Below are 13,279 nucleotides of genomic sequence, written 5' to 3' on the forward strand. Positions count from 1 at the left end.
AGGCGAGCCTTTTTGTGAGTTAATTGTTAGCATCGTTTTCTCGTAAGCTGCACTTAGTCTTTATTAGCGCCCCTTTGCCTCGCTCCCCACCCATAAGGAAGATTAGAAGGATTTGCCCCTTCAACTAAATAATTTTTTTATAAAAAAAGGGAGCAATGGAAGTGAAGCCAAAGGCCTTATGATTGAAAATTCTTTCCGTAGAACCAACAAACAACACTCCTCCAGGATTTAAAGCATCGTAGAATTTTTTGTATAACTTTTCTTTAGCGTCGTTGTCAAAATATATGACAACATTCCTACATATGATTAAATCAAAGTTCTTTTCAAACTCGTCAAATAGGAGGTTCATTTTATTGAAAGTAACATTATTTTTGATGAAATCTTTTATTTCGTATTTACCTTCTTCTGTTTTTTTGAAATACTTTTTTATGTATTCATCGTTTAAGTTTATTAAACTTTTTTCATTATATATGCCACGTTTGGCTTGCTGTAAAGCTCCATCGTCAAAATCCGAAGCGATTATTGTTGATTTGCTGGAAATACCTAATTCATTTAATATAATAGCAAGTGTGTAAGGTTCCTCTCCTGTAGAACAACCTGCACTCCAAAATTTTAGCCTCGGTTTGTGATTTTTAATGAGCTCGGGGATTATTTCTTGTTTTAAATATTCCCATTTCTCTGGGTTCCTAAAAAATTCCGTAACATTTATGGTGAGTTTATCTAAAAACTCCTGCCATTTGTCCTTATTTTTCTGTAATAATTCTAGATATTCCGAATACGAATTGATTCCATACTTTTTGAGCAATATATCCGTTCTACGCCTTACTCTGTGTTGTTTGTATCCAGAGAGATCTAGATTGAAATGGGTTACCAACTTTTTCAAAAACAATTTGTAATCTTCGTCATCATAAGGAGAAGAATAATAATCCGCCATCTTTTTCCTCCAAATTTATTTATCTATTTTCGCTTAAGAGTTCTATATAGAAAGAAACACCTATTCCAAGATTGGAATAAGTCAGAAATAAATTTCTCGTAACAGGTATTCGAAAATAGAAATTTTCTTCATTTTTATCGAAGTAAATCGAATCAATCAAAAGAGATTTGGTGCTCGAATTGTACTCCAATAGAAAATCTTGATTCAAAATATAAACAGAGTCAAGAGCATTATTATCCAAAGAAAAAAGTAAATCTCCAGCTCTAAAATAGTACTTCATAATATCTTCAAACCCTAGAGATATACCTAATTTGTTTGGAATTGCTAAAGTCAACGCAATTTTTGATTGAGAAAGGTCTGTGACCTTAGTCCAAAAGGACATGTTAAAAAGCGATTCTTTGAAGATAACGCCAATTTTCAGATCGTTGAACGTTAGTACAAAATAATCGTCCAATACCATGCTGAAACTATCAAAACTTTCTGTTAAAAAGTATGGGTCGTTTCTATTTCCGGGATTTCTATACGAAAATTCGAAGCCTGCTTGATCGAATTTGAAATAATTAATTACATTATCTACATTCGATAATCGAACTTCGTCTTCTAAAGATTCAAAGTCAAAATTGAACTTAGTTTCGTAAATATCTTCAAACTTTAAATCAAAAATAAATTCGTTTTTCAAAGTTTGAGTGAAATCACTTAAAAAAAGTACCTTCGAGGAACTAGAGGCGAAATTCAAGGTGGAGATTATCGATGTAATTAATATAAGTATTAAGGGAAATCTTTTCATTTGTAGTTATCCTTTCCCAAATAGTTCCCTAATAATTTAAAATGGGGACGAAAGTCCCCATTTATGGGTTTTTAAATGTTTGCAGCGAGTCTTTCCATTACTTCATCGTCAATCTCATAATTCCCGAATACTTCTTGAACATCATCCATGTCATCCAATGCATTCAACAATTTTAATAACTTTTCGGCGTCTTCATCAGAAAGCTTAACGGTTGTTTTGGGTAAAAAGGTTAACTTTTCGGAAACGGTATATCCTGCTTCTTTTAGAGCATTTCTCACCTGAGTCAGATTTTCCGGGGCGGTGATGATTTCTAAAGGATCGGTGTTTTCATCTAAATCTTCTGCGCCAGCTTCAACCGCGAGTAACATTAACTCGTCAATATCTTCAACTTCTTCTTTGGGGATGGTTATTAGTCCTTTTCGTTCAAAATTCCACGAAACAGAACCTGATTCTGCTAAAGACCCACCCCATTTCGAGAGAACATGGCGAACCTCTTGAGCGGTTCTATTCTTGTTATCGGTTACAACCGAAATTAGGAGCGCAACTCCTCCTGGACCGTATGCCTCGTACATTATTTCGGTGAGTTCTTCACCCTCTAATTCACCGGTTCCTTTTTTTATAGCTGATTCGATCTTGTCTTTAGGCATGTTAGCTGCCTTGGCGTTTTCTACCGCGGTTCTTAAACGTGGATTAGCTTCTGGATCTCCTCCACCTTCTCTAGCAGCTATTGTAAGCTCTCTAATGAGTTTTGTAAACATTTGGGATCTTTTTGCATCTTGTGCACCTTTTCTGTGTTTAATATTTGCCCATTTATTATGTCCTGACATAATATTCAGCCTCCTCACAAACATTGAATAAATTATTTTTGTCGCGTTTCCTTAAGTCAATTAAATTTAGACAGAAACAATTATACTATTAAGGATTACATAGGCATTTTTGTTTTCTATCAATTTAATTACTATTATTTTACTTTTATGGAAAATTTGTTATTCTTATAAATTCTTTCACCATTATTTTAACATTTTTCATTTAGAAAAACAAGCAAAATATTTTCTATAATATTATTTATTACTAAAATTTTTAAAAAATATAAATCTAAATATGGTATGATATCCTCAGGCGTTAAGGGGTAACCCCGGACATTGAGGGGTAAACCCCTCAAACTCCCCAAAAACAAAAGTCTTTTTTTTAAAAGATCTTTGTTTGCACACTGCGGCAAACAAGCGGAGGTGTTTTTTATAAAGAGTTTCATTATAGGTTTTTTTATGGGAATGGCAATTTTTTTTGCTTTATTTTTCTATGTATACGGCTATTACAATGATTCAACTTCTATTTTTCTTGTAGATCCCAAGTACAACACTTATCTATTCGATAATGGAGAACAGATACTATCAACAAAATACAAATATGTTAAGCTGGATGAAATGCCTTCAGAATTAATATATTTCCTTTTGTGGTCAGAAGATAGAGAGTTTTACGAACACAATGGGATCAATATTAAGGCGCTGACGAGAGCTGCATTAACAAATATAAAGAACTTTTCTATAGTCCAAGGTGGGAGTACCCTAACTCAACAACTTGCCAAAACTGTTTATCTCACAAATGAAAGAACTATTAAAAGGAAAATAATGGATATTATGCTTGCTTTTTTTCTGGAGAGGTCTTATACAAAAGAAGAAATTTTGGAAGCTTATATGAATAGTGTGTATTTAGGGAATGACATTTCAGGATTTGGGGCTGCGGCAGAGAGATATTACGGAAAAGAGTTACAAAATTTAAATTATGAAGAGATGCTAGTTTTAATAGGGATAATAAACGGACCAGAAGTTTACAACCCCTATAAGTACCCAGAAAGAGCTAAAAATCAGGGGATGATAGTTTTAAATTCCCTTCCTAGTAATTTTATAATAGAAGAAAAAGATAGCGTTAAGGAAAGAATAGATAAGATGGTTTTTTACCCTCAAACCTACGATGAAAGATATTTAAATTTAGTTTATAGAATCAAAGTAGAAGAAGAAGATATAGGATTAAAGGGTGGTGGGTATACTATAAAAACCACCTTTAATAAGAATTTATTCGATTCTGTTACTGTAGATTCATCAACCTCTGCCATTGTGATCAACAACAAAACTGGTGAAATATTAAGTTTTTGGGGTGGAGAATACGATGTTTTCTATTCCCAACAACAAGTTGGTTCTGCTATTAAACCATTTTATTATCTTTTAGCTTTGGAAAATGGTTATGATACAGATACGGTACTTCCCGATCAACCTATGAAATTTGGTGATTGGGCCCCGGAAAATTTTGATAAGACATACAGAGGAACGGTCACTTTAGAAGAAGCGTTAGTCGATTCCATAAACATTCCATCGATCTACCTAGCTTCTCATATAGATATATCTCCTCAAAGGTCTATAGAAACAATAAAGAATTTTCTTTCAAATGTTGTGGGTGTTCAAGGTAAATATCCCAATGATTTAACATTGTCGCTGGGAACTGTGGAAACAAGTCCATATGAGTTTACAAAAGCTTATTCACTTTTCCCAAATTACGGTATTATTCCTTCGACTTACATAATTTCAGAAGTTTACGATAAAAAAGGGAATTTAATATATAAAAGATATCCAAATGTTGAAAGAAAAATCGATGGTATATCCAATGATTCATATGCCACAATGAATACTTTAATGAGAAAAGTCGTTTTAGAAGGAACAGGGCAAAGAGCAAATGTTTTAGATTTAGATTTACATGGTAAAACCGGAACTTCTGATTTATCAGCTTGGTTTGTTGGATACACCGGTAGCGAGGTTTTAACCACTATGGTTAAAGGGGAAGATCTTTTATCTTCTTACACGGCTGTTCCCTGGGCAAAAGAGATTGCCACCTCTTTACTTTATTATGGCCAAAGCGAAGAGGTTTATGTTTATCTTAGTTTAAAAAGTATACAAGAAAGTATTTCATTTTTTGAAAGTCCCATTGATTTCGTTTCCACCGGGGGGAACGTTGTGGGATATTTAAATTCGGTCAAGTTCGATTATCCGTATAAAGAGCTTGAAAAAAAGATAAACGCAGCCCAGAGGGAAATTCAATATCTTTATCCTGATGTGGTAAAAGAAATCGAGCAATGGAAAAAAGAGAATCTGACGGATTTCTTTAAAGAACCATTTTCCTTCATTCAAAACGGTTACGATTTGGAAAGTTACTTGAACAGCATTACTATCGATAAAGATAAGCAAGCACAATTAAAGGAGATTTATAATCAAATAAAGTATATATATCCTGACCAAGCTAAAGTAATAGAAAAGTTCATAGAGTGAAAAATGTCTAGTTTTATTTTTTTAAAATTAACAATTAATTAATACTACCCGTTTATTTAGATGGTAAAATAGGCAAATGGATTTTAGAAAATTCTGAGAGATCGGAGGTGCAAAAGTGTACGCTATAGTCTATTTTAATGGTAAACAATACAAGGTAGAAAAAGATCAAGTGATTTACACTGAAAAAGTAAAAGATGTCGATCCAGGTAACCAGGTAGTATTAGACAAAGTTATTTATTTAAGTAAAGATGAAGAAAAGAAAGCTGGGAAACCTTATGTTGAGGGAGCAAAGGTAATTACCGAGGTTGTAGAGCATGGGAAAGATAGAAAGGTAAAAATAATCAAATTTGAAGGAAGAAAAAATTATAGAAGAGAAAAAGGTCACAGACAGGAATATACCGCTCTAAAAATAAAAGAAATTGAAGGGTAACGCCAATGATTACCGCAATTTATACCAATTCTGAAAGACCCAGTGTAGAAATTTTCGGACATGCCGAATTTTCTTCTTTTGGCAACGATATAGTTTGTAGTGCCGTGAGTGTTTTAACGCAATTTGTTGCTGAAATTCTAAAAAATGAAAGTTTAGGTCAGATTGAGAAAAGAGAGGGCTATTTAAAGATTTCGCTCAAGCAAGAAACTCACCTCTCCCAATTGTTATTAGATTACTTGCTTAAAAGTTTGGTTGCTATATCTAAAGATTACCCAAGAAATCTTAAAGTGGAGGTTAGATAAGAATATGAAAATAGATTTACAACTTTTTGCTAAAAAAAGCTCTGATGTAAATAAAAAAGATAGCAACCCCAAGTATCTTGGTGTCAAGGCTTCTGACGGCAAAAAAATTAAGGCTGGAACTATAATTGTTAGACAAAGGGGCACTAAGATTCATCCTGGGGAAAACGTTGGAATAGGAAGAGACTTCACGATATTTGCTAAAATAGACGGCGTTGTTAAGTTCAAAACTAAAAACAACAGGAAGTTCGTTGATGTTTATGCCCTAAAGGACTGATCCGTTTATGCATGGTAGAAGAGTTGCGATTGTTGGAATATTTGGGGCACTCTCTTTTCTTTTAACTTTTATAGAATTTCCAATAATACCTTTGTTACCTTTTTTAAAATTTGATCCCAGCGACAGTTTGATCATTTTGGTGACAATGGGATACGGTTTTTTGCCTGGATTCTTTACTCTTATAATAAAAAGTTTTTTATTTATTTTCAGAGCCGGTGATGGTGGTTTAATAGGTATATTGATGAATTTTATAGCTGGGACTGCTTTTATAACCACATTGTATTTGTTAAAAAATTTCGTTAAGTTGAACAACTGGATCAATTACGTAATTTCTTCTTTACTGACGGGGGTTGTAGCGTACGGGTTGAATTATTTTATAGCGATACCAGTTTATACTAATCAACCAACATCACAATTCGTTACTAACATAGGGATAAGTTTGCAAGTGTTTTTTTTACTAGTTCTATTGTTTAATTTCATCAAATTTTTTGTGGATTCGTCTATTTCGCATTTTTTATTGAAAAAAACAAAAATAACAAGTTTCGCTCAAGCAAAAAGAGAAGAATGAGGAGGTTTTTGAAATGAATTCTAAATTAGTGCAGCCTTCGTATATCGCTAAAAAAGAGGATATAAAAAGGGAATGGTTCTTAATTGATGCAAAAGACTACACACTAGGAAGACTAGCATCAAGGATTGCAAAAATACTACAAGGGAAACACAAGCCAACTTATACACCACATATAGATTGTGGAGATTTTGTTGTTGTAGTGAATGCAGAAAAAATTAAACTTTCAAAAGACAAAAAAGAAAACAAAGTATACAGAAGATACAGTGGTTATCCTGGAGGGCTCAAGGAAATTTCTTTTGAACAAATGTACAATAAACATCCTGAAAGGATAATTAAGTTGGCTGTGAAGGGAATGATGCCAAAGACCATTTTAGCCAAACATATGATGAAAAAATTAAAGGTATATGTTGGTCCTGATCATCCACACCAGGCTCAGAAACCAAAAGAAATAAAAATAGAAAATATTTAATCAGGAGGTATTCGAATGGCAGAACTTGTCGAATATTATGGAACCGGTAGAAGAAAAACAGCTGTTGCGAGGGTACATTTGAGACCAGGTAATGGTAAGATTAAAATAAACGGAAAAGAATACAAAAGTTTAGTAGAATATTTAAGAGGCAACGAGGTATGGGAAATGGAAGCTTTAAAACCACTCACCATTACATCTACGAATGGACAGTTTGATTTAGTTATAAGGGTTAATGGTGGAGGATTGAGTGGCCAAGCTGGTGCCATTAGGCTTGGAATTGCCAGGGCTTTGCTTTCTTATGATGAATCTTTGAGACCCATTTTGAAAAAAGAAGGTCTATTAACCAGAGATCCAAGAGAAGTAGAAAGAAAGAAATATGGTTTGAGAAAAGCTAGGAAAAGAGCTCAGTTTTCAAAAAGATGAGTATTGTATTATTTGCTTTGTATTTTTAAGGAATAGTGAAGTATTATGAGCAGAAATTACGATAACCTGAAAAAAAAGATTGACGAAATTAAAAATAAAGTTGATATAATTGATTTCGTCAATTCTTATTTGTCTCTTTCTAAAAGGGGAAAAAATTACGTAGCACTATGTCCTTTTCACGCGGAAGATACACCATCTTTTTATATATTTCCTGAAACTCAAACCTTCCATTGCTTTGGATGTGGAGCTCATGGTGATGTGATCACTTTTTTGGAAAAGTATGAACAAATTAGTTTTTTGGATGCCTTAAAAAAAATAGCTACATATGCAGGAATTGAACTAGATATTACTCAAAAAGAAGAACCTGTTGAGATAACTTTCAATGAGGAAGTTTCCAAGCTTTATAACTATAATCTTCTCAACCTTTCTTCGAAGCATAAAGTGTGGCAGTATCTGAAAAAGAGAGAGATAACCAGAGAGTTAGCTGAAGAATTTGAATTAGGGTTTGCCACGGGCTCAGAAATCCAAAAAGTGATCGAAGAAAATCTTTTTGACAAAGACATTGCAAAGAATGCTGGCTTGTTGATCAATGGTGACAAAGAGTTTTTTTATAATCGTTTAATTATCCCAATCAGGAACAATGTTGGAGAACTAGTGGGCTTCGCTGGTAGACAAATAGAGGAAGAAACGAATTCTCCTAAGTATCTGAATACTCCTGAGAATAAATTTTTTAAAAAGTCTAAAATACTTTACAGGTATTATAAAAACAAAAAATTCATAAAAGAAAATGATTTTGTAATATTGGTCGAAGGGTACTTTGATGTAATTTCCATGTACAAATTAGGTTTCAAAAATGTTGTAGGAATTTTAGGTTCTGCCTTTACAAAAGATCATGCCCTTGAATTACTGAAAGCAACTAACAAAGTAGTTACAATGTACGATATGGATGAATCTGGTCAAAAAGCCACTTTATCCACTATAGATGCTTTATTTGCTAAAGATTTCCAAATAGCAGTTTCGAAGTATCCTGCTAAAGATCCAGATGAACTAACCAAGAAGCACGATAACAAATACATCGCCGAAATATTAAAAAGCTCCTACAAATTTCATGAATTCATTATTGATTATTATGCAGAAAAATACGATTTAGGCAATGAATTCGCTTTAGAGAAATATTTGAAAGAAATGTCAAGATGGTACAAAAAATTTGAAAATGTTGGAAGAATAAGTTATTTACAAAGTTTTATAGAAAATATTTCAAAAAAAACGGGAAAAGGCACCGAATACATTCAAAAAGTATTAGAAAGAACGTCTGCGCTCATACCTGAAAGTTCTGCTTCAAATGAGTCTAATTCTCAAACGAAAGATACTCTTTACGTAGAAAAGGATATAAGGTACGATATTGCAAAATCTTATTTATACCTATGGATTAAATATCCTCACTATAGAGAGATACTCAAAAATTATTTCAGCGAAGAAGATTTCTCTAGTCAATTACTCAAAGAATTTTTTACTTTAACCTCACAAAGTTCAGATATCGGGTTTCTACTTGAAAATTCTTCAAAAGAACTAAGTGAATTGATAGTAGAGGTTTGGAAGATTGAATATTTCTTTAATCCGGAGAGGATTCTTTCTTCTTTAAAAGAGAGTATTAGGAGAACAAAAATAAATCAACAAATAGAAGAGTTGAAGAAAAAACTTCATGAAACAAAAGATCTTTCGGAAAAGACGAATATTACGTCTCAAATCATACAACTTTATTCTAAACTAAAAATAGTAAATTGAATAGTAGATTACACAATATTTTAAAAATGGATTTTATTTGTTTATTAAGCGATCTAATAACGTTCCTTATGGAGGTAAACTAATCGATGGAAAAGCTTAAGAAAAAGATAGATTTTTCAGAATTAATAGAAGAAATTGAAAAAATAGAGATTGTTGATCAAGATAAAATTAGGGTTAAAAGAGACAAAGAATGTTATATAGAAGAACTTGAAAAAGGTTTGGAAAACCTTATTGAAATAGCCAAAAAGAAAAATAATACCATAACTTATCAAGATATAGATGAATGCATACCTCATAATTTATCAGATGTAATTGATGGTAACTTTTTAGAAAAGATTCATGAAAAGCTAGAATCCGAAGGAATAGAAATTATGGAATCTTTTCCAGAGGACCAAGCCCAGGAGGAAGAAGAATTTTTTAACGAGGGTTTGGAAGAGCTTTTTCAAGAAAGGGAATCTCAGATATTTGACAACTCTGCCGTAAATGAACCCATAAAGATTTATTTGAGGGAAATAGGGGGGATCAAACTCTTAACCCCTTCCAGGGAAAGACAACTTGCGATAAGGGCTAAAAAAGGTGACAAAAAAGCCAAAGACGAATTGGTGAAGGCAAATTTAAGATTAGTAATAAGTATAGCCAAAAGATATACTGGAAGAGGATTAACCTTTTTGGATTTGATTCAAGAAGGGAACATTGGCTTAATTAGAGCTGTAGAAAAATTTGATTGGAAAAGAGGTTTTAAGTTCTCAACCTACGCTACTTGGTGGGTTAGGCAAGCAATAACAAGAGCTATAGCCGATCAAGCAAGAACAATTAGAATACCTGTTCATTTGGTTGAAACTATAAATAGGATGAATATAGTTATTAGAAAACATCTCCAAGAAACAGGTGAATACCCAACTACCGAAAAGTTAGCAGAATTACTGGATAAACCGTTGGAAAAGATGGATGAGATTTTATTGGCAACTAAAGAAATCATTTCCGTTGATGCGCCTATAAGTGGTTCAGATGATGAAGAAGCTTATATAGGGGATTTTTTAGAGGACTCTGAAGCTGATCAACCAGAGGAAATTGCGGTAAGAATGATACTTAAAGAAGAAATTGAAAAAGTTTTAGAATCCTTAAGGCCCAAAGAAGCAACGGTGTTAAAAATGAGGTATGGTTTGCTTGATGGCAAGATGAAAACACTCGAAGAGGTTGGAAACTTCTTCAATGTCACAAGAGAGAGGATAAGACAGATTGAAGTAAAAGCTTTAAGAAAGTTAAGGCATCCCTCCAGAAGCTTGCAATTAAAAGAAATAAGCGATATGATAGAAAAGAAAGATATATAATGGGCGAAGGGGTGCAAATATACAATATGATATTTAATAGGAGTGTAAATACATGGAGAAAAATAAGGGGAATGATTTCCTCTTTTTAGAAAAGAAGAACACCCCGAACGGGGTCAAGGAAAGGTTCCCCTCTTTTCTAGAAAATGAGTTAGATGAGGAACAAAAAGAAGCTGTTATAAAATCAGAAGGAAGATCGATAATAGTTGCGGGTCCCGGCTCTGGTAAAACTAGAGTAATAACCTATAAAATTGCCTATTTGTTGAATAATGGAGTTAAACCTGAGAATATTTTACTAGTTACCTTCACTAGAGCGGCAGCAAAGGAAATGATAGAAAGAGTAAAGAATGTAACTAACAGAAACATGGACAAAATGCTTGCAGGTACCTTTCATCATATATGTAATTCTATTCTCAGAAGGTATGCTACGATTTTAGATTACAAAAATAATTACAGCATTCTCGACAAAGAAGATTCAAAAGATTTACTGAAAATGGCTAAAAGCGAGTACATCAAGGAAATCAGTGATAATTACAAACTTCCCAAAGAAGAAGTAATAATGAAAATTATAAGCTATTCATGTAATACATTAACCTCTTTAAGAGAAGCCATACTTGAAAGAGCTCCCTATTTGTTGAATTTTGAAAGAGATATTGAACAAATCTGGGGTATATATACCCAATTAAAAAAAGATATGAACGCCATGGACTATGACGATCTATTAGTAAATACTTTAGTTTTATTCAAAACTCATCCAGAAGTACTAAACAAGTGTTCAAGCCAATTTAAATATGTTTTAGTTGACGAATTTCAAGATACGAACAAAATTCAAATTGAATTGGTTGAGGCTTTATCCTCGGTTCATGGAAATTTGATAGTTGTTGGAGACGATTCTCAAAGCATATATTCTTTTAGAGGAGCTTTATTTAAAAACGTAAAAGATTTTATAGAAGATGACAGAACAAAAGTTTTCAAAATACAAAGTAATTACAGAAGTACCTCTGATATAGTAGGTTTTATTAATCATTTAATACCTTCTAACTCTGTACCTAAAGTCCTAAAGCCTATAAGAAAAAGTTATTTAAAACCTTTTGTTGTGGAAACTTTTGACGATTTGGAACAAGCCGATGCCGTAACCAAAATCATAGAAGATAAATTAAAAGAAGGTTTAGATTACAAAGATATCGCTGTACTATATAGATCACATTCACTATCTATGGTATTACAGCAAAAATTGGATTCAAAAGGTATTCCTTACAGAATACTATCGGGATTGAGATTTATCGAAACCGCACATATTAAAGATATATTGGCTTTTTTAAAGGTATTAAACAATCCTTTGGATAAGATTTCATGGATGAGAGTTTTAAAATTATTTCCTGGGATTGGTAACAAAACTGCATCTAAGATCTATGAAGAGATAGAAACTCGAATAAACGAGGAAAACGATAACATCTCAAATATATTGAAGGAAACTGAAATAAAAAAGTTCAAAACACCCCTGGAATTATTGACAAAACTTTTTGAAAAGAAAGAAAGTAGTCCTGATGAGTTGATAGATATCATTTATCAAGATTTCTACCAAGAATATTCTTTCTTAACTTTTACTGATTCTAAATCAAGGAACATGGATATTGAAAGATTCAGTGAAATTGCCAGTCGATACGATTCCGTGGGTACTTTTATAGAAGATTTGACGCTCAGTGAAGAGCTAGGGGTAATACCCGCGAACGATGAAAAAAAGAACGCCACGAACGGGGTCAATGATGAGAATAAGTTAACTCTCACAACGATTCATGGAGCAAAGGGTTTAGAATGGAAAGTAGTTATTCTCATATCGGTGAATCCAGGAGATTTTCCCAACGGACTTGCAATTAAAGAACAAAAATTAGATGAAGAAGAAAGGCTCTTCTATGTTGCCATAACAAGGGCAAAGAATGAATTATACATTTTGAAACAACTGACTGGAACGACCAACCCTTATTTAAGGAATTCATTTTATTTTGTAAAAAAGGAAAACGATTTTATCAAAAAAATTCCTGAGGGTATGGTCAACCGTTTGAAAATCAATTATAAATAACGATAAATTATTTAAATTGTTATATTTAATTAATTTTTAATTAAGGTCTAATAATGTAAAATATCCACTGGCGTTTTCTTATTTTTTCAAATATACGAAAAATATATATATTTTACTAATATAAATTAAAATAAAGCAGAAGGAGGTGAACTCTCATTTTTGAGGGCATTTGTTTAGTGGCTTCCCTTGAAATGAGAGAAATCTAAGTGCCAACGATTAATCAATTAATAAGATATGGAAGAAAATCTGTAAAGAAAAAGACCAAATCTCCTGCATTACGAGGTAACCCTCAAAAACGAGGTGTTTGTGTAAGGGTATCAACTATGACCCCGAAAAAACCTAATTCAGCTTTAAGGAAGATTGCAAGGGTTAAACTATCGAATGGAATTGAAGTAACTTGTTATATACCTGGAGAAGGTCATAACCTACAAGAACATTCTAACGTTTTGGTAAGAGGTGGAAGGGTAAAAGATTTACCTGGTGTAAGGTATAAGATAATCAGAGGAGCTTTGGATGCTGCTGGAGTTGAAGGTAGAAAACAAAGTAGAAGTAAATATGGTACCAAAAAACCAAAGGCTTAAT

At 32.8% G+C, this 13,279-nt stretch carries 14 protein-coding genes; 11 read left to right on the forward strand and 3 right to left on the reverse strand.

The window, feature by feature from the left end; translation table 11 throughout:
- Positions 1-124: 124 nt before the first annotated feature.
- The 3 genes from ACW9JY_RS06525 to ACW9JY_RS06535 all read right to left on the reverse strand — a co-directional run bounded on the left by ACW9JY_RS06525 (position 125) and on the right by ACW9JY_RS06535 (position 2,548).
- Complete coding sequence (locus tag ACW9JY_RS06525) at positions 125-934, reverse strand: CheR family methyltransferase (RefSeq protein WP_457283780.1); 810 nt, start codon at positions 932-934, stop codon at positions 125-127.
- A gap of 19 nt (positions 935-953) precedes the next feature.
- Positions 954-1,721: a hypothetical protein gene (locus tag ACW9JY_RS06530; RefSeq protein ID WP_457283781.1), complete on the reverse strand. Its 768-nt coding sequence runs from the start codon at positions 1,719-1,721 to the stop codon at positions 954-956.
- Positions 1,722-1,792: 71 nt separating this feature from the next.
- Positions 1,793-2,548 (reverse strand): YebC/PmpR family DNA-binding transcriptional regulator, encoded by a 756-nt coding sequence (locus ACW9JY_RS06535; protein WP_103078847.1) that lies wholly within the window; start codon positions 2,546-2,548, stop codon positions 1,793-1,795.
- Between the two features lie 444 nt (positions 2,549-2,992).
- Between ACW9JY_RS06535 and ACW9JY_RS06540 the strand changes: the two genes are divergently transcribed.
- From ACW9JY_RS06540 to rpsL, 11 genes are all read left to right on the forward strand, one after another.
- The gene (locus tag ACW9JY_RS06540) at positions 2,993-5,038 is read left to right on the forward strand and encodes a transglycosylase domain-containing protein (RefSeq protein ID WP_457283782.1); all 2,046 of its coding nucleotides are present in this window, start codon (positions 2,993-2,995) and stop codon (positions 5,036-5,038) included.
- Between the two features lie 115 nt (positions 5,039-5,153).
- The gene (gene rplU, locus ACW9JY_RS06545) at positions 5,154-5,468 is read left to right on the forward strand and encodes a 50S ribosomal protein L21 (RefSeq protein ID WP_103076409.1); all 315 of its coding nucleotides are present in this window, start codon (positions 5,154-5,156) and stop codon (positions 5,466-5,468) included.
- Between the two features lie 5 nt (positions 5,469-5,473).
- A complete protein-coding gene (locus ACW9JY_RS06550; protein WP_457283783.1) occupies positions 5,474-5,770 on the forward strand; it encodes a ribosomal-processing cysteine protease Prp in 297 nt (98 codons plus the stop codon).
- 4 nt (positions 5,771-5,774) lie between these two features.
- Complete coding sequence (rpmA, locus tag ACW9JY_RS06555; RefSeq protein ID WP_103076407.1) at positions 5,775-6,044, forward strand: 50S ribosomal protein L27; 270 nt, start codon at positions 5,775-5,777, stop codon at positions 6,042-6,044.
- A 7-nt stretch (positions 6,045-6,051) separates the two neighbouring features.
- Positions 6,052-6,612 carry an ECF transporter S component gene (locus ACW9JY_RS06560; protein WP_103076406.1) on the forward strand — a complete coding sequence of 187 codons (561 nt, stop codon included), beginning with the start codon at positions 6,052-6,054 and terminating at the stop codon, positions 6,610-6,612.
- A 13-nt stretch (positions 6,613-6,625) separates the two neighbouring features.
- Positions 6,626-7,081 (forward strand): 50S ribosomal protein L13, encoded by a 456-nt coding sequence (rplM, locus tag ACW9JY_RS06565; protein WP_103076405.1) that lies wholly within the window; start codon positions 6,626-6,628, stop codon positions 7,079-7,081.
- 15 nt (positions 7,082-7,096) lie between these two features.
- Positions 7,097-7,504: a 30S ribosomal protein S9 gene (rpsI, locus tag ACW9JY_RS06570; protein ID WP_103076404.1), complete on the forward strand. Its 408-nt coding sequence runs from the start codon at positions 7,097-7,099 to the stop codon at positions 7,502-7,504.
- A 45-nt stretch (positions 7,505-7,549) separates the two neighbouring features.
- On the forward strand, positions 7,550-9,289 hold the full coding sequence (gene dnaG, locus ACW9JY_RS06575; protein WP_457283784.1) for a DNA primase: 1,740 nt from the start codon (positions 7,550-7,552) through the stop codon (positions 9,287-9,289).
- A gap of 86 nt (positions 9,290-9,375) precedes the next feature.
- Complete coding sequence (locus tag ACW9JY_RS06580) at positions 9,376-10,620, forward strand: sigma-70 family RNA polymerase sigma factor (RefSeq protein WP_103076402.1); 1,245 nt, start codon at positions 9,376-9,378, stop codon at positions 10,618-10,620.
- A gap of 52 nt (positions 10,621-10,672) precedes the next feature.
- Positions 10,673-12,697 (forward strand): ATP-dependent helicase, encoded by a 2,025-nt coding sequence (locus ACW9JY_RS06585; RefSeq protein ID WP_457283785.1) that lies wholly within the window; start codon positions 10,673-10,675, stop codon positions 12,695-12,697.
- Positions 12,698-12,903: 206 nt separating this feature from the next.
- Positions 12,904-13,278: a 30S ribosomal protein S12 gene (gene rpsL, locus ACW9JY_RS06590; protein ID WP_103076400.1), complete on the forward strand. Its 375-nt coding sequence runs from the start codon at positions 12,904-12,906 to the stop codon at positions 13,276-13,278.
- The last annotated feature ends 1 nt before the right edge of the window (position 13,279 follow it).

Source organism: Petrotoga sp. DB-2, from assembly GCF_054051725.1.

Bases quoted from the DNA above. Each gene is read 5' to 3' on its own strand.
- ACW9JY_RS06525 (WP_457283780.1), bottom strand. From the start codon at position 934: ATGGCGGATTATTATTCTTCTCCTTATGATGACGAAGATTACAAATTG.
- ACW9JY_RS06530 (WP_457283781.1), bottom strand. From the start codon at position 1,721: ATGAAAAGATTTCCCTTAATACTTATATTAATTACATCGATAATCTCC.
- ACW9JY_RS06535 (WP_103078847.1), bottom strand. From the start codon at position 2,548: ATGTCAGGACATAATAAATGGGCAAATATTAAACACAGAAAAGGTGCA.
- ACW9JY_RS06540 (WP_457283782.1), top strand. From the start codon at position 2,993: ATGGCAATTTTTTTTGCTTTATTTTTCTATGTATACGGCTATTACAAT.
- ACW9JY_RS06550 (WP_457283783.1), top strand. From the start codon at position 5,474: ATGATTACCGCAATTTATACCAATTCTGAAAGACCCAGTGTAGAAATT.
- rpmA (WP_103076407.1), top strand. From the start codon at position 5,775: ATGAAAATAGATTTACAACTTTTTGCTAAAAAAAGCTCTGATGTAAAT.
- ACW9JY_RS06560 (WP_103076406.1), top strand. From the start codon at position 6,052: ATGCATGGTAGAAGAGTTGCGATTGTTGGAATATTTGGGGCACTCTCT.
- rplM (WP_103076405.1), top strand. From the start codon at position 6,626: ATGAATTCTAAATTAGTGCAGCCTTCGTATATCGCTAAAAAAGAGGAT.
- rpsI (WP_103076404.1), top strand. From the start codon at position 7,097: ATGGCAGAACTTGTCGAATATTATGGAACCGGTAGAAGAAAAACAGCT.
- dnaG (WP_457283784.1), top strand. From the start codon at position 7,550: ATGAGCAGAAATTACGATAACCTGAAAAAAAAGATTGACGAAATTAAA.
- ACW9JY_RS06580 (WP_103076402.1), top strand. From the start codon at position 9,376: ATGGAAAAGCTTAAGAAAAAGATAGATTTTTCAGAATTAATAGAAGAA.
- ACW9JY_RS06585 (WP_457283785.1), top strand. From the start codon at position 10,673: ATGGAGAAAAATAAGGGGAATGATTTCCTCTTTTTAGAAAAGAAGAAC.